Origin of the sequence: Gaetbulibacter aquiaggeris (assembly GCF_044003965.1) — a bacterium.
Taxonomy (GTDB): Bacteria; Bacteroidota; Bacteroidia; order Flavobacteriales; family Flavobacteriaceae; genus Yeosuana; species Yeosuana aquiaggeris.
The window spans coordinates 23,348-43,262 of the sequence record NZ_JBAWKC010000007.1 but is presented as its reverse complement, the minus strand read 5'-3'; the positions used below and the strand labels follow the sequence as shown (position 1 = coordinate 43,262).

19 protein-coding genes and 1 pseudogene are annotated in these 19,915 nt (G+C 31.6%); 12 read left to right on the top strand and 8 right to left on the bottom strand.

Annotated features, from left to right (window positions below):
- The first annotated feature begins 143 nt into the window (after window positions 1-143).
- Both V8G56_RS15945 and V8G56_RS15940 read left to right on the top strand, forming a co-directional pair.
- The gene (locus V8G56_RS15945; RefSeq protein WP_395439460.1) at window positions 144-602 is read left to right on the top strand and encodes an Lrp/AsnC family transcriptional regulator; all 459 of its coding nucleotides are present in this window, start codon (window positions 144-146) and stop codon (window positions 600-602) included.
- Between the two features lies 1 nt (window position 603).
- On the top strand, window positions 604-1,230 hold the full coding sequence (locus tag V8G56_RS15940) for a CPBP family intramembrane glutamic endopeptidase (RefSeq protein WP_395439459.1): 627 nt from the start codon (window positions 604-606) through the stop codon (window positions 1,228-1,230).
- Window positions 1,231-1,389: 159 nt separating this feature from the next.
- On the opposite strand, the gene V8G56_RS15935 is transcribed toward V8G56_RS15940, so the two are convergent.
- From V8G56_RS15935 to panB, 3 genes are read right to left on the bottom strand one after another with little or no spacing between them, the layout of a single operon-like run.
- Window positions 1,390-2,760, bottom strand: coding sequence for an aldehyde dehydrogenase (locus tag V8G56_RS15935; RefSeq protein ID WP_395439458.1), 1,371 nt, complete (start codon window positions 2,758-2,760; stop codon window positions 1,390-1,392).
- 32 nt (window positions 2,761-2,792) lie between these two features.
- Complete coding sequence (locus V8G56_RS15930) at window positions 2,793-3,488, bottom strand: RluA family pseudouridine synthase (protein WP_395439457.1); 696 nt, start codon at window positions 3,486-3,488, stop codon at window positions 2,793-2,795.
- Entirely contained in the window at window positions 3,488-4,306 is an 819-nt protein-coding gene (gene panB / locus V8G56_RS15925) for a 3-methyl-2-oxobutanoate hydroxymethyltransferase (RefSeq protein ID WP_395439456.1), read from the bottom strand. Before panB ends, V8G56_RS15930 begins: the two co-directional genes overlap by 1 nt.
- A gap of 126 nt (window positions 4,307-4,432) precedes the next feature.
- Here panB and V8G56_RS15920 point away from each other — a divergent pair, with 126 nt between their 5' ends.
- Window positions 4,433-4,894 carry a nuclear transport factor 2 family protein gene (locus V8G56_RS15920; RefSeq protein WP_395439455.1) on the top strand — a complete coding sequence of 154 codons (462 nt, stop codon included), beginning with the start codon at window positions 4,433-4,435 and terminating at the stop codon, window positions 4,892-4,894.
- Window positions 4,895-4,917: 23 nt separating this feature from the next.
- Here V8G56_RS15920 and V8G56_RS15915 read toward each other — a convergent pair whose 3' ends face one another.
- Together V8G56_RS15915 and V8G56_RS15910 are read right to left on the bottom strand one after the other, a co-directional pair.
- Window positions 4,918-6,339 (bottom strand): L-serine ammonia-lyase, encoded by a 1,422-nt coding sequence (locus V8G56_RS15915; protein WP_395439454.1) that lies wholly within the window; start codon window positions 6,337-6,339, stop codon window positions 4,918-4,920.
- 135 nt (window positions 6,340-6,474) lie between these two features.
- Window positions 6,475-6,972 (bottom strand): hypothetical protein, encoded by a 498-nt coding sequence (locus V8G56_RS15910; protein WP_395439453.1) that lies wholly within the window; start codon window positions 6,970-6,972, stop codon window positions 6,475-6,477.
- A gap of 171 nt (window positions 6,973-7,143) precedes the next feature.
- Between V8G56_RS15910 and dnaK the strand changes: the two genes are divergently transcribed.
- Window positions 7,144-9,048, top strand: a complete 1,905-nt coding sequence (gene dnaK, locus V8G56_RS15905) for a molecular chaperone DnaK (RefSeq protein WP_395439452.1) — start codon at window positions 7,144-7,146, stop codon at window positions 9,046-9,048.
- Window positions 9,049-9,139: 91 nt separating this feature from the next.
- Here dnaK and V8G56_RS15900 read toward each other — a convergent pair whose 3' ends face one another.
- Window positions 9,140-9,637, bottom strand: a complete 498-nt coding sequence (locus tag V8G56_RS15900; RefSeq protein WP_395439451.1) for a nicotinate-nucleotide adenylyltransferase — start codon at window positions 9,635-9,637, stop codon at window positions 9,140-9,142.
- Window positions 9,638-9,926: 289 nt separating this feature from the next.
- The gene (locus V8G56_RS15895; protein ID WP_395439450.1) at window positions 9,927-10,421 is read right to left on the bottom strand and encodes a nicotinate-nucleotide adenylyltransferase; all 495 of its coding nucleotides are present in this window, start codon (window positions 10,419-10,421) and stop codon (window positions 9,927-9,929) included.
- 227 nt (window positions 10,422-10,648) lie between these two features.
- On the opposite strand from V8G56_RS15895, the gene V8G56_RS15890 reads away from it, so the two are divergent.
- The gene (locus tag V8G56_RS15890; protein WP_395439511.1) at window positions 10,649-11,542 is read left to right on the top strand and encodes an NAD(P)H-dependent flavin oxidoreductase; all 894 of its coding nucleotides are present in this window, start codon (window positions 10,649-10,651) and stop codon (window positions 11,540-11,542) included.
- A 5-nt stretch (window positions 11,543-11,547) separates the two neighbouring features.
- Here V8G56_RS15890 and V8G56_RS15885 read toward each other — a convergent pair whose 3' ends face one another.
- Window positions 11,548-12,111: a GNAT family N-acetyltransferase gene (locus V8G56_RS15885; protein ID WP_395439449.1), complete on the bottom strand. Its 564-nt coding sequence runs from the start codon at window positions 12,109-12,111 to the stop codon at window positions 11,548-11,550.
- A 75-nt stretch (window positions 12,112-12,186) separates the two neighbouring features.
- Here V8G56_RS15885 and V8G56_RS15880 point away from each other — a divergent pair, with 75 nt between their 5' ends.
- The 7 genes and pseudogenes from V8G56_RS15880 to V8G56_RS15850 all read left to right on the top strand — a co-directional run bounded on the left by V8G56_RS15880 (window position 12,187) and on the right by V8G56_RS15850 (window position 19,746).
- A complete protein-coding gene (locus V8G56_RS15880) occupies window positions 12,187-12,612 on the top strand; it encodes a PaaI family thioesterase (RefSeq protein ID WP_395439448.1) in 426 nt (141 codons plus the stop codon).
- A 2-nt stretch (window positions 12,613-12,614) separates the two neighbouring features.
- Entirely contained in the window at window positions 12,615-13,736 is a 1,122-nt protein-coding gene (locus V8G56_RS15875) for a chorismate-binding protein (protein WP_395439447.1), read from the top strand.
- A 49-nt stretch (window positions 13,737-13,785) separates the two neighbouring features.
- A complete protein-coding gene (gene menD, locus V8G56_RS15870) occupies window positions 13,786-15,546 on the top strand; it encodes a 2-succinyl-5-enolpyruvyl-6-hydroxy-3-cyclohexene-1-carboxylate synthase (protein WP_395439446.1) in 1,761 nt (586 codons plus the stop codon).
- A gap of 10 nt (window positions 15,547-15,556) precedes the next feature.
- A pseudogene (locus tag V8G56_RS15865) lies at window positions 15,557-15,667 on the top strand (DUF2853 family protein); the annotation flags it as partial.
- 84 nt (window positions 15,668-15,751) lie between these two features.
- Window positions 15,752-16,582 (top strand): CvfB family protein, encoded by an 831-nt coding sequence (locus tag V8G56_RS15860; protein ID WP_395439445.1) that lies wholly within the window; start codon window positions 15,752-15,754, stop codon window positions 16,580-16,582.
- Window positions 16,583-16,591: 9 nt separating this feature from the next.
- Window positions 16,592-17,980, top strand: a complete 1,389-nt coding sequence (mnmE, locus tag V8G56_RS15855) for a tRNA uridine-5-carboxymethylaminomethyl(34) synthesis GTPase MnmE (protein WP_395439444.1) — start codon at window positions 16,592-16,594, stop codon at window positions 17,978-17,980.
- Between the two features lie 68 nt (window positions 17,981-18,048).
- Entirely contained in the window at window positions 18,049-19,746 is a 1,698-nt protein-coding gene (locus V8G56_RS15850) for a cell envelope integrity protein TolA (RefSeq protein WP_395439443.1), read from the top strand.
- Window positions 19,747-19,915 lie beyond the last annotated feature (169 nt).

Here is a 19,915-nt window from a genome sequence, read left to right as displayed (position 1 = left end):
TTGATATCAAATTTCGAGCTTTTTAGATTATAAAACAACAGATATTTAATTATTAAGAAAATAAATCTATAATATTGTATATTTGTAGATAATAAGTGTTTAATAATTTGATTTATCGGATTATTAGCGAAATATTTTCAATTATGATGCTAGATTCTATTGATAAACAATTATTAGTTTTATTGCAAAAAGATTGTAAACAGACTAATAAAGAACTTTCTAATAAATTAAATCTTTCTGTAACTGCTATTTATGAACGTATTAAGAAACTTGAAAAAGAAGGCATCATTAATAAATATGTGGCATTACTTAAGAATGAAAAAATTGACAAGGCTTTTGTGGCATTTTGCCATATAAAGCTAATTCAACATTCTCAAGAGTATGTTGTGAAATTTGAAAGGGAAGTAGCTAATTTAAGCGAGGTATTAGAATGTTATCATATTAGTGGTGATTATGACTATTTATTGAAGGTAATTGTGAAAGATATGGAAGCTTTCAGGGAGTTTATGGTTAATAAATTAACTAATATCAATCATATTGGGAGCACACATAGTATGTTTGTTATTAGTGAAGTAAAACATACGACAGGCATAAATCTTTAGCATGAAATCTAGTATTTTTAAACTTAGTGAGTTCTTCTTTATTTTTATTTTAATACCAGTTAGTTTTGCGGTGCCCTATTCTCCTTGGATTAAATTGGGTGTAGGTAGTACAGGATTCATTTATATTATATATGTATTGCTAAAAGTTGAAAAGGAACCATTTAAAGCGACGCCGCATTTAGATTGGAAATTGTTTTGGAAACAAACATTGGTAAAGCTTTTAATTATAATAAGTTTAACCACACTTTTTGTATGGATTACAAATAAGGAGGCGTTTTTTAACGTTCTATTAAATAAGCCAATATTGTGGGGAGTTGTTTTATTAATTTACAGCATATTTTCTGTGTATCCTCAGGAATTAGTTTACAGAACATTTTTCTTTAAACGATATGAACTTTTATTTACAAACACTAATCAATTGATTTTTGTAAACGCTATTGTTTTTTCTTTAGGACATATTTTTTTTAAAAACACTTTAGTAATTATTCTTACTTTTTTAGGAGGATTATTATTTGCCTTCACATTCAAAAAAACTAAATCTACTGTTTTGGTCTCCATAGAACATGCTATTTACGGATGTTGGCTATTTACAGTGGGGATGGGCGCTATGCTAGGATTTCCGGCCTAACTGAGTTTGTGAAGAGGGATCTCCAATGATTTTTACTATGTTTAGTTTACTAATTTATCCTATTGACCATTAAAAAAATATGAAAAAATAAAGATACTCTTTAAACTTTATGATTTTTAAAAGATTTTTCAGACTATCTTGTTTATGTTAAAAATGGATCTAAAAATACTTTAAGAATAATTTTATCAGTTTTGTTTTTCCTTTATAAGGAGCATATCTCACTGGTATATCAAGCCAATTTCCTTTTTTTACAATTGCTTTTTGGTGTGAAAATGTATAAAAGGTATGTTTTCCATGATAGGCACCAATACCACTTGAACCTACACCACCAAATGGTAATTTTGGGTTCGCAAAATGAATGACTGTATCGTTAATAGCACCACCTCCAAAGGAATACGTTGTGATCATTTTTTCAGAAAACTTTCTATTCGTACTAAACACATATAAAGAAAGTGGCTTATTATAATTTAAAATAATTTTTCTGATGTCATCTTCATTTGAATAACCTAAAATGGGTAAAATGGGACCAAATATTTCGTCCTTCATGACTTCACTTTCCAAACTGGGTTCATCAATAATAGATGGAGCTATATATAAGGTTGCTTCATCAATTTCTCCACCAATGATGATCTGTTCGTTTTTAAGCATTTTTGCCAGTCGTAAAAAATTATTTGAATTGATAATTCGAGCAAAATCAGCAGAATCTTTTGGGTTTGAAGAATAAGATGTTTCTATTTCATGGCGTAGCTCCTCAATGAAATGTTGTTTTACTGAATTATGGATAATGATATAATCTGGTGCAATACAGGTTTGACCACCATTAAAAAACTTACCCCAAGTTATGCGTTTTGCCGCAAGTTTTATATTGGCAGTTTCGTCAATTATACAAGGGTTTTTGCCTCCAAGTTCTAAAGTTGTTGGCGTTAAAAATTGCGCTGCGGCTTGGGCTACAACTTTACCGACATTTACACTGCCAGTAAAGAAAATATAATCCCATTGTTCTTTTAATAATTCTTGAGCAACCTTGGCATCACCTTGTATCACAGCCACAAAGGTTTCTTCAAAAACAGTTTTAATTATGTTCTCAACAATTTTTGAAGTATTAGGAGTTAATTCACTTGGTTTTAATACAACAGTATTGCCTGCGGCAATAGCACCAATAACAGGCAATAGAGATAATTGATAAGGATAATTCCATGGAGCAATGACCAAAACAGTTCCATAGGGTTCATAATAAATGGTATCTGTTGAAGGAAAATTTAAAAAGGAAGGAAATACTTTTTTTGGTTTTACCCAGGAATTTAATTTCTTAATAGTTAAATCAAGTTCAGATAATACAAGGCCAGTTTCAGATAAAACAGATTCAAATACCGGTTTTTTAAAATCAGCATATAGCGCATCAATGATGATTTGTTCATTTTTAATGAGTTCAGATTTTAAACTCAACAGCATTTTTTTTCTGAAAACAAGAGATTTTGTTTCTCCGGTTAAAAAAAAGGTTTTTTGTGCATTGATTAGTCCTGAAATCATAGTCATGGCTTATATTATAAATTTACAAAAAATCACGAACATGCATCCCAAATAACGTCTGTTGGTAAAGGTGCTGTAATTTCAATAGGTTCTTTCTTTACTGGATGGATAAAAGAGATGTGTCTGGCATGAAGATGAATACTGCCATCTTCATTACTTCTATCAAAACCATATTTTAAATCACCTTTAATAGGACAGCCAATATTATATAATTGCGACCTAATTTGATGATGTCTTCCAGTTTCTAATCTTATTTCAAGTAAAAAATAATTATGAAGCTTTTTTATGACCTCATAATGAAGAATGGCCTTTTTACTATTGGTAACTTCTTTTTTATAGGCATAAGACTTATTGTTTTTAGGATTCTTTTTTAACCAATCAATTAAAGTGTCTTTTTCTTTTGCTGGCTTATTTTTTACAATGGCCCAATAGGTTTTTGAGATATCCTTAGATGCAAACAAGGCATTTAATCTTGGTAAAACTTTGCTCGTTTTGGCAAAAATAACGAGACCCGTGGTTGGTCTGTCAAGTCTGTGAACAACCCCTAGATAAACATTTCCAGGTTTGTTATATTTTTCAGCAATATATTCTTTGACAACATCACTTAATGGTTTATCACCTGTAATATCACCTTGTACGATATCACCAGCTCGTTTATTGACAATGACAATGTGATTGTCTTCATATAAGATTTGAAGATTGTTTTTATTCGAAAAAATTTTTGCCACTAATATTGTTCGTTATCGTTTGGAAAGTCTCTGCTTTTAACATCTGTAACATACTGAGAAATAGCGCTTGTCATTTCTTCGTATAAATTCATATAACGGCGTAAAAAACGTGGGTTGAATTCATGGGTGATGCCTAACATATCATGAATGACTAATACTTGACCATCAACACCGTTACCAGCACCAATACCAATAACGGGAATACTCACACTTTCGGCAACTTGTTTGGCCAATTTAGCTGGTATTTTTTCTAGAACTATTGCAAAACACCCTATACGTTCTAGCATTTTTGCATCTTCAATTAAATCTTCTGCCTCTTGCTCTTCTTTAGCTCGAACCGTATAAGTACCAAATTTATAGATGGATTGAGGTGTTAAGCCTAAATGGCCCATGACAGGAATCCCCGCATTTAAAATTCTTTTTATGGATTCTTTTATTTCTTTACCACCTTCCATTTTAACAGAATGGGCCCCACTTTCTTTCATAATTCTAATAGCCGAACGCAATGCTTCTTTTGGATCACTTTGGTAGCTTCCAAAAGGTAAATCAACAACAACGAGCGCTCTGTCAACGGCACGTATTACGGAAGACGCATGATAAATCATTTGATCAAGAGTAATTGGTAAGGTGGTTTCATGACCAGCCATGACATTACTTGCCGAATCTCCAACCAAAATAACGTCAATTCCAGCACTGTCAACAATTTTAGCCATGGAATAATCATATGCCGTGAGCATAGATATTTTTTCACCATTGGCTTTCATATCAACCAATGTTTTTACTGTAATTCGTTTGTATTCTTTTTTAGCTGTTGACATAGTTTGTTTGTTAAATGAATGTAAAAGTACTAAATAAAATGTAGTCAATTATAATGTTAATCTTTTCTTTACTTGCATTTAATGCCTTAAAATAAATGCTATATTTATTTTTTAAACGCTATAACTATGACCCGATTCATTTTTTATTTATTCCTTTTATTAACTACTGTAGTGTTAGCTCAGGAAGATGATAATACCAAAGTGAAAGCGACTATAGATGCATTTTTTGAAGGCTTTCATAAAGGAGATACGATGCTTTTGAAATCAGTCATGATGGATAAAATGTTGTTGCAAACCACGTATACAACTAAGGAAGGAACCAATGTTTTAGTTTCGGAAGAATCTTCAAAACTAATGAGTGCTATCGTCAATAGGCCAAATGACCAAAAATGGGATGAACGATTATTAAATTACAATATTCAGGTTGATGGGATTATGGCTCATGTTTGGACACCCTATGAGTTTTGGTTTAATGATCAGTTTAGTCATTGTGGAGTCAATAGTTTCCAGTTGTTTAAAGATAATGGGCATTGGAAAATTATTTATTTAATTGATACCAGAAGACAAGAAGGTTGTAATCAACCATAAATTTGAATAAAACTTAAAAGAGACTAGCAATCAGACAAATTGACGCCTACAGCTAAACCACCTTCTGAAGTTTCTTTGTATTTTGAGTTCATGTCTTTCGCTGTTTCCCACATGGTAGCAATGACTTTATCTAAAGGGACCTTTACATTTTCTGGATTTGTTTCTAGAGCTAATTCACAGGCGTTGATGGCTTTGATAGCACCCATTGAATTACGTTCAATACAAGGTACCTGAACTAAACCACCTATAGGGTCACAGGTTAATCCTAAATGATGTTCCATCGCAATTTCAGCCGCCATCAAGACTTGTTCAGGTGTGCCTCCTAATAATTCAGCTAAGGCACCTGCGGCCATAGCTGAAGAGACCCCAATCTCTGCTTGACATCCGCCCATCGCTGCAGAAATGGTGGCTCCCTTTTTAAAAATACTGCCTATTTCACCAGCAACTAAAAGGAATTTTTTAATATGTTCAAAATCAGCTTCATGATTTTCAATGACTAAATAGTACATGAGTACGGCAGGAATGACGCCAGCACTTCCATTGGTTGGTGCTGTAACTACTCGTCCTAAAGAAGCATTCACTTCATTCACACTCAAGGCAAAGCAACTGACCCACTTTAGTATTTGTCTGAATTTAACTTCTGTTTTACGGATGGTTTCGAGCCATTCTTGTGGGTTATGATAAGGTAAATCGCTTATTAAATTTTTATGCATATCGTGAGCACGTCTCCGCACGTTTAAACCACCAGGAAGACTACCTTCTGTATGACAGCCAATAAACATGCATTCTAGCATGGTGTTCCAAATTCGTTGTAATTCAAAATCTATAGAATCACTGGTTCTTAAAGATTTTTCATTTTTTAAAACGACTGCAGAAATAGGTATATTCAGAGTTTTACAATATGCCAAAAGCTCAGTACCAAGTTTTATAGGATAAGGAAATGTTTTAAAAATCTCTTTATTTCTTTTTGAGTTTTTGCGTTCTTCTTTAACCACAAAACCACCACCAATGGAGTAGAAGGTGGATTTTTGATTTTTTCCGTTGATAGTTGCAGTAAAGACTAAACCATTAGCATGAAAAGGCAGGAATTTTTTATTAAAAATAATAGCTGTTTCGGGTTTAAATTCAAGATATTTTTCATTGTTGAAAAAGATGGCGTTTTTTAATTTTATAGCATCGATGGTTGTTTTTATATCTTCAATAGGAATTAATTCAGGATCTGCACCACTTAAACCTAACATAATAGCAAAATCAGTTGCATGTCCTTTACCAGTTAACGATAAGGAACCATATAAATCTACTTTTATGTTTTCAACTTTATCAAAGATTTCTGCAGTTTTTAATTCTTTAATCCATCGTTCAGCTGCTCGCCAAGGTCCTAAAGTGTGAGAACTGGAAGGGCCAATACCAATTTTAAGCATATCAAAAACAGAAATACACTCCATTTATCAAATCGTTTTAGGTTCGTCCCAAATATACATTTTGTAATAGAAGTTAATGATAATAGTGGACAAATATTTACAATAAAAAAAGTCTGAAAATAATTTCCAGACTTTAAGTTTATTCGTAATCTTTTAAGATTAAAATTTCTTCATAAAACTTTCTATATGATTCGCTTTCATGACTGCATTTAAATTTGAAATATCTAAACCATCAACATTATCGGCAGGAACAACCACTACTCTAAAAACTTGGTTTATAGTCCATTCTGGTGCTAATAAGCTGAAATTTGTTGTGCCGTCTAAAAAGAGTCTTACATCATTTTGAGTAAAATCAAAATTATAAGTTAATAGGCCGTCTGGAAATTCTACGCTTTGGGGTATCAATCGCCAAATGTCTTGTCCGTTGGATGTTTCCCATAGTATATAGACTAAAGTAACATCAAATGGAAATACATCAAATCCATACGGTTCAACAATTTCATAATTATTAGCTTGGTTAAAGTCTACTTGAATTTCAAAGGCGTTTGATACTATTATTCCACCATCAATACCATCAAAACCGGGAGGGCCTTGCTCACCTTCACAGGAAAACAGTAATAAAGCAGAAACAAATAAAAGGGATAAGACTTTTTTCATATTTTTTATTTTTTTTAAAGTTACAAATTGATTTTAATTGACAGGCGAAAAGTTTATAATTTTTAATTTAAAATGACAGCTTGTCAGTTTTTTTTAGTTGGCATAATCATTGACTTTAACCACTTGAAATTAAAAATGAACATTCAACACAAATTATAAAGTAAACATATTATGAGTAAAATTATTGGAATTGATTTAGGAACAACAAACTCTTGCGTTTCTGTAATGGAAGGTAACGAACCCGTTGTTATCCCGAATGCAGAGGGTAAACGTACCACGCCATCTGTAATTGCTTTTGTTGAAGGAGGCGAAATTAAAGTTGGTGATCCAGCAAAACGTCAAGCCGTAACAAACCCAACAAAAACTGTTTATTCTATTAAACGATTTATGGGTAATAAATTTTCTGAGTCTAAAAAAGAAGCAGATCGCGTACCTTATAAAGTAGTAAAAGGAGATAATGACACGCCTAGAGTTGATATTGATGGTCGTTTATATACGCCTCAAGAATTATCAGCAATGATTCTTCAAAAAATGAAGAAAACAGCTGAAGACTATTTAGGAACTACAGTTACAGAAGCTGTTATTACTGTACCTGCTTATTTTAATGACTCACAACGTCAAGCAACCAAAGAAGCTGGAGAAATTGCAGGTTTAAAAGTTAGAAGAATTATTAACGAACCAACTGCTGCTGCATTAGCTTACGGTTTAGATAAAAAAGGAAAAGATCAAAAAATTGTAGTTTTTGACTTTGGTGGAGGAACTCATGACGTTTCTATCCTTGAATTAGGTGATGGCGTATTTGAAGTTTTATCTACTGATGGTGATACGCATTTAGGTGGTGATGATGTAGATGAGAAAATCATTAACTGGCTTGCTGATGAGTTTAATGCTGAAGAAGGCATGGACTTACGTAAAGACCCAATGTCATTGCAACGTTTAAAAGAAGCTGCTGAAAAAGCAAAAATTGAGTTATCATCTTCTGCCCAAACAGAAATTAATTTACCTTATATCACGGCAACTGCAAGTGGACCTAAACACTTAGTGCGTACTTTAACAAAATCAAAATTTGAACAATTAATTGATGATTTAGTTAAACGTACAATTGCTCCATGTGAGTCGGCTTTAAAAGCTGCGGGATTATCAAAAAGTGATATTGATGAAGTAATCTTGGTTGGTGGTTCAACACGTATTCCTGCTGTACAGGCGGCTGTTGAAAAATTCTTTGGAAAAACGCCAAGTAAAGGAGTTAATCCTGATGAAGTAGTATCATTAGGTGCCGGTATCCAAGGTGGTGTTTTAACAGGTGATGTAAAAGATGTATTGCTTTTAGATGTAACACCTTTATCACTTGGTATTGAAACTATGGGTAATGTAATGACTAAGCTTATCGAGGCAAATACAACGATTCCTACTAAGAAATCACAAGTATTCTCAACAGCGGCAGATAATCAGCCTTCAGTTGAAATCCACGTATTACAAGGGGAAAGAGCTATGGCTGCTGATAATAAAACAATTGGACGTTTTCACTTAGATGGTATTCCACCTGCAAGACGTGGTACACCTCAAATTGAAGTGACGTTTGATATTGATGCTAACGGTATTATTCATGTAACTGCTGGCGATAAAGCTACCGGTAAAACACAGGATATTCGTATTGAAGCATCTTCAGGTTTAACTGAAGAGGAAATCAAAAAGATGAAAGCAGATGCTGAAGCAAACGCCGAAGCTGATAAATTGGCTAAAGAAAAGGCTGAAAAATTAAATGCTGCGGATGCTATGATTTTCCAAACTGAAAGCCAGTTAAAAGAATTTGGTGAGAAATTATCAGATGATAAAAGGAAACCGATTGAAGAGGCTTTAGAAGAACTTAAAAAGGCTTATGAAACTAAAGATGTGGCTGTTATTGAGCCTGCTTTAGAGAAAATTAATGAAGCTTGGAAAGTAGCTTCAGAAGAAATGTATAAAGCGCAAGCTGAAGCTCAACAAGGCGATGCTCAACCAGGTCCAGATGCTAGTCAAAACGGACAGGAAGAAAGTAGTGATGTTGAAGACGTTGACTTTGAAGAAGTGAAATAGTCTTGTTTTTCTGAACTGAATTCAGAATCTTAATAATAATAAAAAACGCAACTAATTTTAGTTGCGTTTTTTTATTTAAAAGGATAAAATATTATAGGAAGATACCTTTTTCATCAGTTTTTATGTTCAAAACTTCATCCACATTTTCTAATCTGATTTTATAAAGCTTTTTTGTGATACCTTTTTCGCAATGAAAGCTCACAAGATAGGTGTTTCCTGCAATGGCCCAATTAGGATAACGGTTTGCAATCATTTGTAAAACTTCCAGCGGCAATCTAATGTTATTATATTTTTCAAATGTTCTGAGTATTTTTCCTTCTTTATTAAAAGCCGCAATTATTTCTCCTTCCGGAATATAGAATGACACACTATACTCACCATTATCGTCAATATAAACATCGGTGTTATCTTCATTAAAGGCTAAAACCTCGTTAACTAATTTTTTAACAGGAACAGCAATTTCCTTAGAATTGGTAGTATTTAAATATTTGTAATTGACAGAAAGCTCAACTTCTGGTAGTTCAATTGTTTGAGCATTAATTTGGGTGGTTAGTCCAAAAATAAATAAACCTAAGAATAATTTTTTCATGACTAAATATGTAGATTAATTAGTATAAAAATAACTATGCACGCATAATAAAAACATGATAAAAGTCATGTAATCAATTCATTAAGTAAAATAATATATTATGCGCGCATAACATATTGATTATCAATTACTATGCGCGCATAGTAAATTTTAATATGTTTTGATTCTAAATTAAATAGATGAAAATAATATTAAATAGGTTTAAAATTGAGTTGATAGTAGAAAAAAAATAAATTATGTAAAAAAAAAGCACAACTATTTGGTTGTGCTTTTTAATTTTTAGATCATTTTATAGAAAATCACCTTCAGCATTTAACTTTAATCTTAATCTTTGATCACCATTTTCTAATATGACTTTAAAAATCTTTTTATTATTATATTCGTTATATGTTACACTATAGACATTTTTAGATATAGACCACCCAGGGAACCTATTATAAATGGATTCAAGAATGACCTTTGGTAATTTAATATTATTAAATTTTTCAATGGTTCTTAGAATTTTTCCATCTTTATCATAAGCGGCAAGTATTTTACCATCAGGAATAAAGAAATCCACGTTATACAGGTTATATTCATCACTATAAAGGTCAGAATTTTTTATATCGTACATGGCTACTTTTTCTTGTAACAATTTTACGTCAAGATCTAAATCTTCTGAATCAACAGCATTTAAATATTTATAATTTACAGCTGTAATTTCTACTTCAGGTAATTCGGTAATTTGAGCGAATAATGGACTCGTTGCACCAAATATGAACAAACCAATAATTAAATTTTTCATAATAACTTTATTTTAATTAATACACTAAATTTTAATTTAATACAATAAAGTTACCCATAGATGCAAATTTTAGAAATGATATTCATCAATGAGCCTAATAATTTTATCTACATGTTGATTAATTTTATTATGCTCGCACACTAATTTTGTATATTTAAAAATTAATTTTAAAATCTGATAAATTGAAAGGTCTCCTAAATATTAAATATCCTATTATTCAAGCGCCCATGTTTTTAGTTTCAAACACCGCAATGGTCATTGAAGCTATGAAAGCTGGAATTGCTGGTTGTATTCCTGCTTTAAATTATAGAACACTGGATGAATTAAGGGCTGCATTAAAAGAATTAAAAAAAGCAAAAGTTGAAGGTGGTTCTTTTGGTTTTAACTTAATCGTCAATAAATCAAATATTAAATATAAAGGACAATTAGAAGTTATTTGTGAGGAAGGCTGTGATTTTATTATCACTTCTTTAGGAAGTCCTGAGGAAACCATAAAGCAAGCACATAAAGCTGGAATAAAGGTTTTTTGTGATGTGGTAGATTTAAAATTTGCACAAAAAGTAGAAGATCTGGGTGCTGACGCTATTATAGCAGTGAATAATGAAGCAGGTGGACACCGAGGGAATAGATCTCCTGAAGAATTAATTAAAGAATTAGTGTCTCATTGTAAAATACCAGTTATTTCAGCTGGTGGTGTAGGTTGTAAAGCAGATATTGATAAAATGCTTAGTTATGGCGCTGCGGGCGTATCTGTGGGAAGCCCTTTCATTGCCTCAATTGAAGCTAATGTAACTGAGGAATACAAACAAGCCTGTGTGGAATACGGTGCTCAAGATATTGTAGTGACTGAACGTATATCGGGAACCCCATGTACAGTTATTAATACCCCTTATGTTCAGAAAATTGGAACCAAACAAACTTGGCTGGAAACCCTTTTAAATAAAAATAAAAAACTTAAAAAATGGGTAAAAATGATTCGATTTTCCATTGGGATGAAAGCGACCCAAAATGCGGCTACTAAAGTTACTTATAAAACAGTTTGGGTAGCCGGACCAAGTATTGAACATACCAAAGCTATTTTGCCAATTAAAGAAATTATAAAAAATCTAGTAAAAGATTAATTTTACTAAAGAAGTGTTTGTTTTATATTTAACCATTCTTCTTTCAATATACCGTAGCAACAGGTACTGCGCTTAAAACCGTCAAGCATTAAAGTATCTTTGCGCAGAATACCTTCAAGGGTGGCTCCTAATTTTTCTACTGCTTTTCTTGATTTTGTATTTCTTTCATCAATTCTAAATTCAACTTTGTCAAATTCTAAAGTTTCAAAAGCATATTGAAGCATTAAAAATTTCATATTCACATTTAAACCAGTTCTTTGAAACTCTTTTCCAATCCAGGTCCAACCAATATGCAGTACTTTATTTTTATAATTAATCAGTCCAAAACGTGTACTTCCAGCATAAGCTTGCATTCTCTTGTCATAAATAATAAATGGAATTATGGTTTTTTGATAATAACCATCTACCGCAATTTCAACATATTCTTTTAGTTTTTCTGGAGTTGAAATGTCACTAGGTGAATATTGTGTTAGATTTTCTTGCTGTGCAACCAGTAGTAAATGTTTAAAATTACTCAGGTCAAGTAGGGTTAATTTGACGCGGTCATTTTCTAAAGATGGAACTTTCATATTTCGTTCTATTCAAGATTTATATTAAGCTTTGGTTTTGTACTTTTACCACGAGTTTAAAAATACATTATTTCTATGCAAATAACTAAAGAAGAGGTTTTAGCAAAATGCAATTCAGCAAGCAAAAATACGCTCATGGAAACTTTAAGTATTGAAGTGATTGATTATGGTTTTGATTTTCTTACAGCGCGAATGCCCGTAAATTCAAAAGTGTATCAGCCAGATGGTGTGCTGCATGGTGGTGCAACAGTAGCTTTGGCAGAAAGTGTGGGTAGTTTTGCAGCACATATTTTTGTTGACACTGAAGCGTTTTTTGTTCGTGGTATAGAAATTTCGGCTAACCATATAAAAAGTGTTAAAGAAGGTTTTGTTTATGCAAGAGCAACTTTTTTGCATAAAGGAAGAACCACCCAATTATTAGATATTAAAGTCACTGATGATAAGGATAATTTGATAGCCGTTTGCAAATTATCTACTATTTCATTACCTAAAAAGAATTAAAATTGATTGCCTCAGAACTATTTTTTACTAAAATTCAGCAACAATACAATGATCAATTACCATTTGTAGCCTATAGAAAACCTTTAACATCTGATTTAAAGGGGGTTTTTCAAACAAATGATACTGTTTATGAGGTTGAAAATTATAAAGAAACAGGTTTTGTATTCGCCCCTTTTGATGATTCTGAAAGCAGTATTTTAATTCCTTTGGAGCATGCTGATAGCTTGGATTGTTTATATTCAATGGAGGAAGCTTTCCATCCAAATCAAAATGAGATTATTTTTAGTGAATTAGAAAAAGAAATCCATATTGAGTTGATTGCTAAGGGAATTCAATATATTGATAAAAATATTTTTAAAAAAGTGGTTTTGTCCAGAAAAGAAACGGTGACTGTATCCGGTTCTAATTTCATTCAGTTTTTTAAAAACTTATTAAACAGATACGCATCGGCATTTGTATATTGCTGGTATCATCCAAAATTTGGGCTTTGGTTAGGAGCAACGCCTGAAACATTAATGAAAATTGAAGGACATCAGTTTTCAATGATGTCATTGGCCGGAACACAAGATTATAAAGGAACCTTGAATGTAGATTGGGAAGACAAGGAAAAACAGGAACAACAAATTGTCACTGATTTTATTACTTCAAACTTAAAACCTTTAGTAAAAAATATAAAAATATCTGATATTGAAACGGTTAAGGCTGGTAATGTGGTACATTTAAAAACTATGATTAAGGCAAGTTTGAATATGGATAGTTTTAATTTAAAGCATATTTTATCTGTTGTTCACCCCACTCCAGCTGTTTGCGGTATGCCAAAACAAACTGCTAAAAGATTTATTATTGAAAACGAGAACTATAATAGAGAGTTTTATACTGGTTATTTGGGCGAGCTTAATTTTGAACAAAAATCAGGACCAAGTTCCAAATTAAGGAATATTGAAAACCAAGCCTATACCTATTCTAAAAGGAGCTCACAATTATATGTTAATTTGCGTTGTATGCAGATAAAAAATAATGAGGCTTACATATATATAGGCGGCGGTATTACAAAAACATCTAATCCCGAAAAGGAATGGGAAGAAACGGTCTCAAAATCTAAAGTCATTAAAAGTATTTTGTAATGATTTTATATTAGGTCTATTTCTTATTTTTGCTATAGAAAATTCATTTATGATTTATCCTAAAATTCCGCTTGCTCAAACTGTTATTCAACTTTGTAAGGCTAAAAACATTAAGCATATAGTTATTTCACCAGGTAGCAGAAATGCTCCCTTAACCATTGGTTTTACTGCTGATAAATTTTTTAAATGCTATAGTATTGTTGATGAGAGAAGTGCGGCTTTTTTTGCATTAGGGTTGGCTCAACAGTTAAAGCACCCTGTAGCTGTTTTATGTACATCAGGTAGTGCTTTATTAAATTATTACCCAGCCATTTCAGAAGCATTTTACAGTGATATTCCATTAGTTGTATTATCGGCGGACAGGCCTAAACATTTAATTGAAATAGGGGATGGGCAAACAATTAATCAAAAATATGTGTTCCAAAATCATATTTTATATTCTGCAAATCTTAAATTGGATTTAAAAGATGAAAAGAATATTCCCTTAACAGAAGATCTGCCTATCATGAAAAATCTGGAGGATAAATTGGAACGTTTTCTGGGTTTTCAAAAGGATATTCAAACCCATAATGAAATTGAAATTAATACCTCTATAAATACGGCCATTATAGAAAAGGGTCCGGTTCATATAAATATTCCATTTGATGAGCCACTTTATGAAACGGTTGATAAGGAAAGTATTGAGACAAAAAGTACAGATGTTGTTTTAAAAGAAAAACCTGTTGATTCTTATGCTTTACAAGAATGCTATGAATATTGGAATTCCGCAACTAAAAAAATGATTTTAGTTGGCGTCAATCAACCGAATCAGATAGAACAAAAGTGGTTAGATGATATTGCAAAAGATGATAGTGTTATTATTTTTACAGAAACGACCTCTAATTTACATGATGACAGTTTTTTACCCAGTATTGATCAGATAATAGCGCCCTTAACTGAAAAAGAACAAATCGATCTACAGCCGGAAATTCTTTTGACCTTTGGAGGTATGATTGTTTCAAAAAAAATAAAATCATTTTTAAGAAAATATCAACCGAAACACCATTGGCATATTGATAAGAAAAAGGCATATGATACTTTTTTCTGTTTGAGTATGCATGTTGAGGCATCTCCAAATCAGTTTTTTGAATCTTTATTACCTAAAATAACTCATTATGTAAAAAGTGATTATAAAGAAACATGGCTGGCAGTTAAAGACAGGAGATTAGAAAGACATAATTTATATCTTAAAAAGATACCGTTTTGTGACTTTATAGTCTTTGATTTAATTCTAAAATCAATCCCAAACCATTCCATTTTACAGGTTGGTAATAGTTCTGCAATACGTTATACCCAATTATTTAATCTTAATAAAACATTAGAGGTTTATTGTAACAGAGGGACAAGTGGTATAGATGGAAGTACCAGCACAGCCATAGGCTTTTCAGTAGTCAGTAAAAAGCGAACCGTTTTTATAACTGGAGATTTAAGTTTTTTATATGATAGCAACGGCTTATGGAATAATTACATACCTAATAATTTTAGAATTATAGTTATTAATAATCAAGGAGGTGGTATTTTTAGAATTCTACCCGGTCAGAAAAACACTAAAAATTTTGATACTTTTTTTGAAACTAAGCATGATTTAAATGCAAAATATATGAGTAAAATGTACAGTTTTGAATATTTAAGTGCAAAAACAGGCCAACAATTAAAAAATAGACTTGAAAACTTTTATTCAGAATCTTACAGACCTAAATTGTTGGAAATATTCACACCTAGAATAATTAATGATGAGGTTCTTTTGAAATATTTTGATGCTTTGGTTTAGATAAGATTTAGCTATTGCCTCTGATATCGAAACTGATAGTAAATCGAATAGAAATAAACAGAGAGAAGTCGTTTATTATTTGTTAACTAAGCATTTTAAAAAGGAATCTGTTTATAAATAGTTTATAGATTATAGAATTTAAAAAGTACTGTATAATAGCAGTGCTTTTTAATATTAAAAACATTGATTTCACTACCTTTGCAGCATGATACATTTAGGAAAAATAAACACATTAGAAATAATTAGAGAGGCAGTTCAAGGTCTTTATATAGCAGATGAAGATGGAAATGAAGTTTTGCTTCCAAATAGATATGTGCCTGAAAATTTTAAAATTTGGGAAAAAATTGAGGTTTTTGTTTATTTAGATAATGAAGAACGTCTGGTAGCAACCACTGATAAACCCTATATTCAATTAAATGATTTTGCATTATTGCGCTGTAATCAAATAACCGACTATGGTGCTTTTTTAGATTGGGGCTTAGTTAAAGAATTGTTTTGTCCGTTTAAAGAACAGGCTTTTAAAATGAAACCGGGTGGTTGGTATCTGGTGTATTGTTATTTAGATGAAAAGACAAATAGGTTGGTGGCTTCTAGTAAAACCAATCGGTTTTTAGACAACAAGACGCTTACCGTTAATGAGTTTGATGAAGTTGATTTAATTGTTTCTCATCCTTCAGAGATTGGTATGAATGTTATTGTTAATAAAACACATGCTGGATTGATTTATAAAGATGCCATTTTTAAGGATTTAAGTGTTGGAGATAAATTAAAAGGAATTGTAAAAAAGATACGTCCGGGCAACAAACTGGATATTACATTAGGGCAAATTGGATATAGAAATATTGAACCCAATGCAGAATTAATTATGCACGAATTACATGATAATAGTGGATTTTTAAATCTAACAGACAAGTCAGATCCGGAAGATATCAAAGCACAACTGCAAATGAGTAAGAAAAATTTTAAAAAAGCGGTTGGTACATTGTATAAACAGCACCTTATAGAAATTAAATCAGACGGTATTTATTTAGTTTAAGGATTTATCATGATATATAATGACACCATAGTTGCTCTTGCCACACCATCGGGTGTTGGAGCTATTGCTGTTATCAGGTTATCTGGAAAAGAGGCAATATTCATTGCAGAAAAACATTTTAAATCTGTTTCAAATAAGCACTTAAGCAAACAAGCAACCCATACCATTCATTTAGGTCATATTGTGGATGGTGAAAAAACCATTGATGAAGTGTTGGTTTCAATATTCAAAGACCCAAATTCCTATACTGGTGAAAATGTAGTAGAAATATCTTGTCATGGTTCTCATTATATTCAGCAGGAAATCATTCAATTATTTTTAAGAAACGGTTGCAGAATGGCTACTGCAGGTGAGTTTACCTTGCGTGCTTTTTTAAACGGTAAATTAGACTTAAGTCAGGCAGAAGCAGTGGCAGATTTAATAGCCAGTGATAATGAAGCTTCACATCAAATTGCGATGCAACAGATGCGCGGAGGCTTTTCTTCTGAAATAGCAAAACTCCGTGAAGAACTTCTAAACTTCGCATCACTTATAGAACTGGAGCTTGATTTTGCTGAGGAAGATGTTGAGTTTGCTGATAGAACCCAGTTTAAAGCTTTAGTCGAACGCATAACTTTCGTTTTAAAGCGATTAATAGATTCTTTTGCGGTTGGGAATGTTATAAAAAATGGTATTCCTGTAGCTATTGTTGGTGAACCTAATGTTGGTAAGTCTACACTTTTAAATGCTTTATTAAATGAAGAACGCGCAATCGTTTCAGAAATAGCTGGCACTACAAGAGACACTATTGAAGATGAAATTTCAATAGGAGGGATTGGTTTTAGATTTATTGATACTGCCGGAATTAGAGATACAACGGATGTAGTTGAAAGTATTGGTATAAAGAAAACTTTTGAAAAAATTGAGCAGGCTCAAGTTGTTATTTATTTGTTTGATAGTACTCAGTTTAATATACATAGTTCGGAATTTAAAGTGGAACTAGAAAAAATCAAAAATAAATATCCTCAAAAGCCACTCATTGTAATTGCTAATAAAATTGATCAAATAGATGATTCTCAAATAGCTGTAATGCAAAAGGAAATTCCTGAAATACAACTGTTATCGGCAAAAACAGGTTTTGGGGTTGAACATTTAACCAAGTTACTTCTCAATTTAATTAATACGGGTGCTTTAAGAAATAATGAAACTATTATCACTAATTCAAGGCACTATGATGCATTGATTAAGGCATTAGAAGAAATTCAAAAAGTAAAATATGGATTAAATACAGGTTTATCAGGCGATTTAATGGCTATCGATATTCGGCAGGCGCTCTATCATTTTGGTGAAATAACGGGAGAAATTACTAATGATGATTTGTTGGGAAACATTTTTGCTAATTTCTGTATCGGGAAGTAATTTGCCCTTGTATATAAAAATCAAATATTAATTTAAAAAATGAGTTTTCTTTTTACATCGATATAATAATGTATAAATATTTAACACTGCTTTTAATTCTCTCTTTTTATCAAGTTAGATCTCAATCTGACTATATTCAGCAAAATACGGAATTAAATATTCAAACTAAGTTTAGACAATATGGAGGCTTATTTGAAACGTCAAGTAGAAATTCGCCTATGACGGCTCAATTTAATAAGGGTCAAAAGTGTTTGGTAAAAAGCTATTTAGGAAACAATAAATTTAAAATTGAATATAAAAGATGGGTGGGTTATGTGACCTCTGAATATTTAGTAATAAATGACGAACTAGAAGATGTTATTAAAAATTATAAAGAAAATAAGGATTATAATGAAGATTATGTTAATAACGGCATTGTTGAAGAAACTAAAATAAGTATTGAAAGCCGAGCTAAAGCAGATGAAGAAATAAGCAGAAGAGAGGCAGTTGAAGCCAAAGCTAAAGCAGATGAGGAAGAAAGAATAAGGGTAGCAAATGAAGCAAAAGCTAAAGCAGATGAGGAAGAAAGAATAAGAGTAGCAAATGAAGCAAAAGTTAAAGCAGATGAACAAGAAAGAATAAGATTAGCAATTGAAGCCAAAGCTAAAGCAGATGAGGAAGAGAGAACAAGATTAGCCACTGAAGCAAAAGCTAAGGCAGATAATGAAGAAAGGATTAGATTAGCAGTTCAAGCCAAAGCTAAAGCAGATGAAGAGGACAGAATAAGAGTAGCCACTGAAGCCAAAGCTAGAGCAGATGAAGAAGAAAGAAAAAGATTAGACCTTGAAGCAAAAGCAATAGCTGTCCAAACAGAAAAAAGACAACCAGTAGATAAAATCAATAAACAAAGCAATAAAATTCATCGACCTGATTTTAGTAAAAAAAATACAGAGTTAAATATTCAAACTAAGTTTAACCAATATGGAGACTTATATGAAACGTCCAGTAGAAATTCTCTGGAAAAGGCTCAATTTAATAAGGGACAAAAGTGTTTAGTAAAAAGCTATCTTGGAAACAATAAATTTAAAATTGAATATAAAAAATGGGTGGGTTACGTGACCTCTGAATATTTAGTTATAAATGAAGAACTTGAAGAGGCTGTAAAAAAATATGAGGAATACAGTGCTATTGAAATTGAAAAACAAGATGTTGAACTGACCCAAGAAGAATTAAATATTGATGAAACTCAGAAAAAAAATGAAGATGTAGAGCTTTTAGGCATGGAGTTAAAACATGAGGTTAATGTGGATAAAGTCGAAACAGATGATACAATGGATCAAGAAAGTAGAGATATTGAAAGAAATGAATTAAGATTTACCTGTAACTATCAGATGAATGAAATTGATACATTTTATAATGAAAAGATTATTAAGACTGAAAATTATAAGGTGAGTGATCATATGAAAATTGAATTATACAGAATTGGAAATAAGAAACATGTTTTTATAAATTTTGATAGCAAATTAGGATGTGCCAGTTATTTTACCCATAACAGGTCTTATGCGAAAATTAAGTTAGAGAATAATACGGTGGTTACTATTTACCATTCATGGAATGTAGATTGTGCCAATTTTAGTTTGAAAGGTATTCTAACAAATTCATCGATATCAAAACTTAAAGCATCTCCTATAAAATCTATTAAGCTGCAAGGAACTAAAGACTTTATAGAAATTAAAAATGTGAAGTACAAAGAGTTTTTTATGGATAAATTAGGGTGTTTAGATTAAAAAAAAGGGTATTTAAAACTTTTTAATAGGTCAATGTCTTTTGTGTAAACACATTAAAATTTGTTAAAGAGAAATGTCTGTTTATCAAAGAGTTCAATTAAATTTCTTGTTAAAATCCGCTTTTTTGTTAAAAAATCCGATAAAACGCTTGTTTTATACGATTAATTGC

What these genes read in the sequence shown, in the direction of transcription:
- dnaK (WP_395439452.1), top strand. Translation starts at nt 7,144, where the DNA reads ATGAGTAAAATTATTGGAATTGATTTAGGAACAACAAACTCTTGCGTT.
- V8G56_RS15920 (WP_395439455.1), top strand. Translation starts at nt 4,433, where the DNA reads ATGACCCGATTCATTTTTTATTTATTCCTTTTATTAACTACTGTAGTG.
- V8G56_RS15915 (WP_395439454.1), bottom strand. Translation starts at nt 6,339, where the DNA reads ATGGAGTGTATTTCTGTTTTTGATATGCTTAAAATTGGTATTGGCCCT.
- V8G56_RS15935 (WP_395439458.1), bottom strand. Translation starts at nt 2,760, where the DNA reads ATGATTTCAGGACTAATCAATGCACAAAAAACCTTTTTTTTAACCGGA.
- V8G56_RS15890 (WP_395439511.1), top strand. Translation starts at nt 10,649, where the DNA reads ATGTTTTTAGTTTCAAACACCGCAATGGTCATTGAAGCTATGAAAGCT.
- mnmE (WP_395439444.1), top strand. Translation starts at nt 16,592, where the DNA reads ATGATATATAATGACACCATAGTTGCTCTTGCCACACCATCGGGTGTT.
- V8G56_RS15910 (WP_395439453.1), bottom strand. Translation starts at nt 6,972, where the DNA reads ATGAAAAAAGTCTTATCCCTTTTATTTGTTTCTGCTTTATTACTGTTT.
- V8G56_RS15860 (WP_395439445.1), top strand. Translation starts at nt 15,752, where the DNA reads ATGATACATTTAGGAAAAATAAACACATTAGAAATAATTAGAGAGGCA.
- panB (WP_395439456.1), bottom strand. Translation starts at nt 4,306, where the DNA reads ATGTCAACAGCTAAAAAAGAATACAAACGAATTACAGTAAAAACATTG.
- V8G56_RS15850 (WP_395439443.1), top strand. Translation starts at nt 18,049, where the DNA reads ATGTATAAATATTTAACACTGCTTTTAATTCTCTCTTTTTATCAAGTT.
- V8G56_RS15880 (WP_395439448.1), top strand. Translation starts at nt 12,187, where the DNA reads ATGCAAATAACTAAAGAAGAGGTTTTAGCAAAATGCAATTCAGCAAGC.
- V8G56_RS15900 (WP_395439451.1), bottom strand. Translation starts at nt 9,637, where the DNA reads ATGAAAAAATTATTCTTAGGTTTATTTATTTTTGGACTAACCACCCAA.
- menD (WP_395439446.1), top strand. Translation starts at nt 13,786, where the DNA reads ATGATTTATCCTAAAATTCCGCTTGCTCAAACTGTTATTCAACTTTGT.
- V8G56_RS15945 (WP_395439460.1), top strand. Translation starts at nt 144, where the DNA reads ATGATGCTAGATTCTATTGATAAACAATTATTAGTTTTATTGCAAAAA.
- V8G56_RS15895 (WP_395439450.1), bottom strand. Translation starts at nt 10,421, where the DNA reads ATGAAAAATTTAATTATTGGTTTGTTCATATTTGGTGCAACGAGTCCA.
- V8G56_RS15885 (WP_395439449.1), bottom strand. Translation starts at nt 12,111, where the DNA reads ATGAAAGTTCCATCTTTAGAAAATGACCGCGTCAAATTAACCCTACTT.
- V8G56_RS15940 (WP_395439459.1), top strand. Translation starts at nt 604, where the DNA reads ATGAAATCTAGTATTTTTAAACTTAGTGAGTTCTTCTTTATTTTTATT.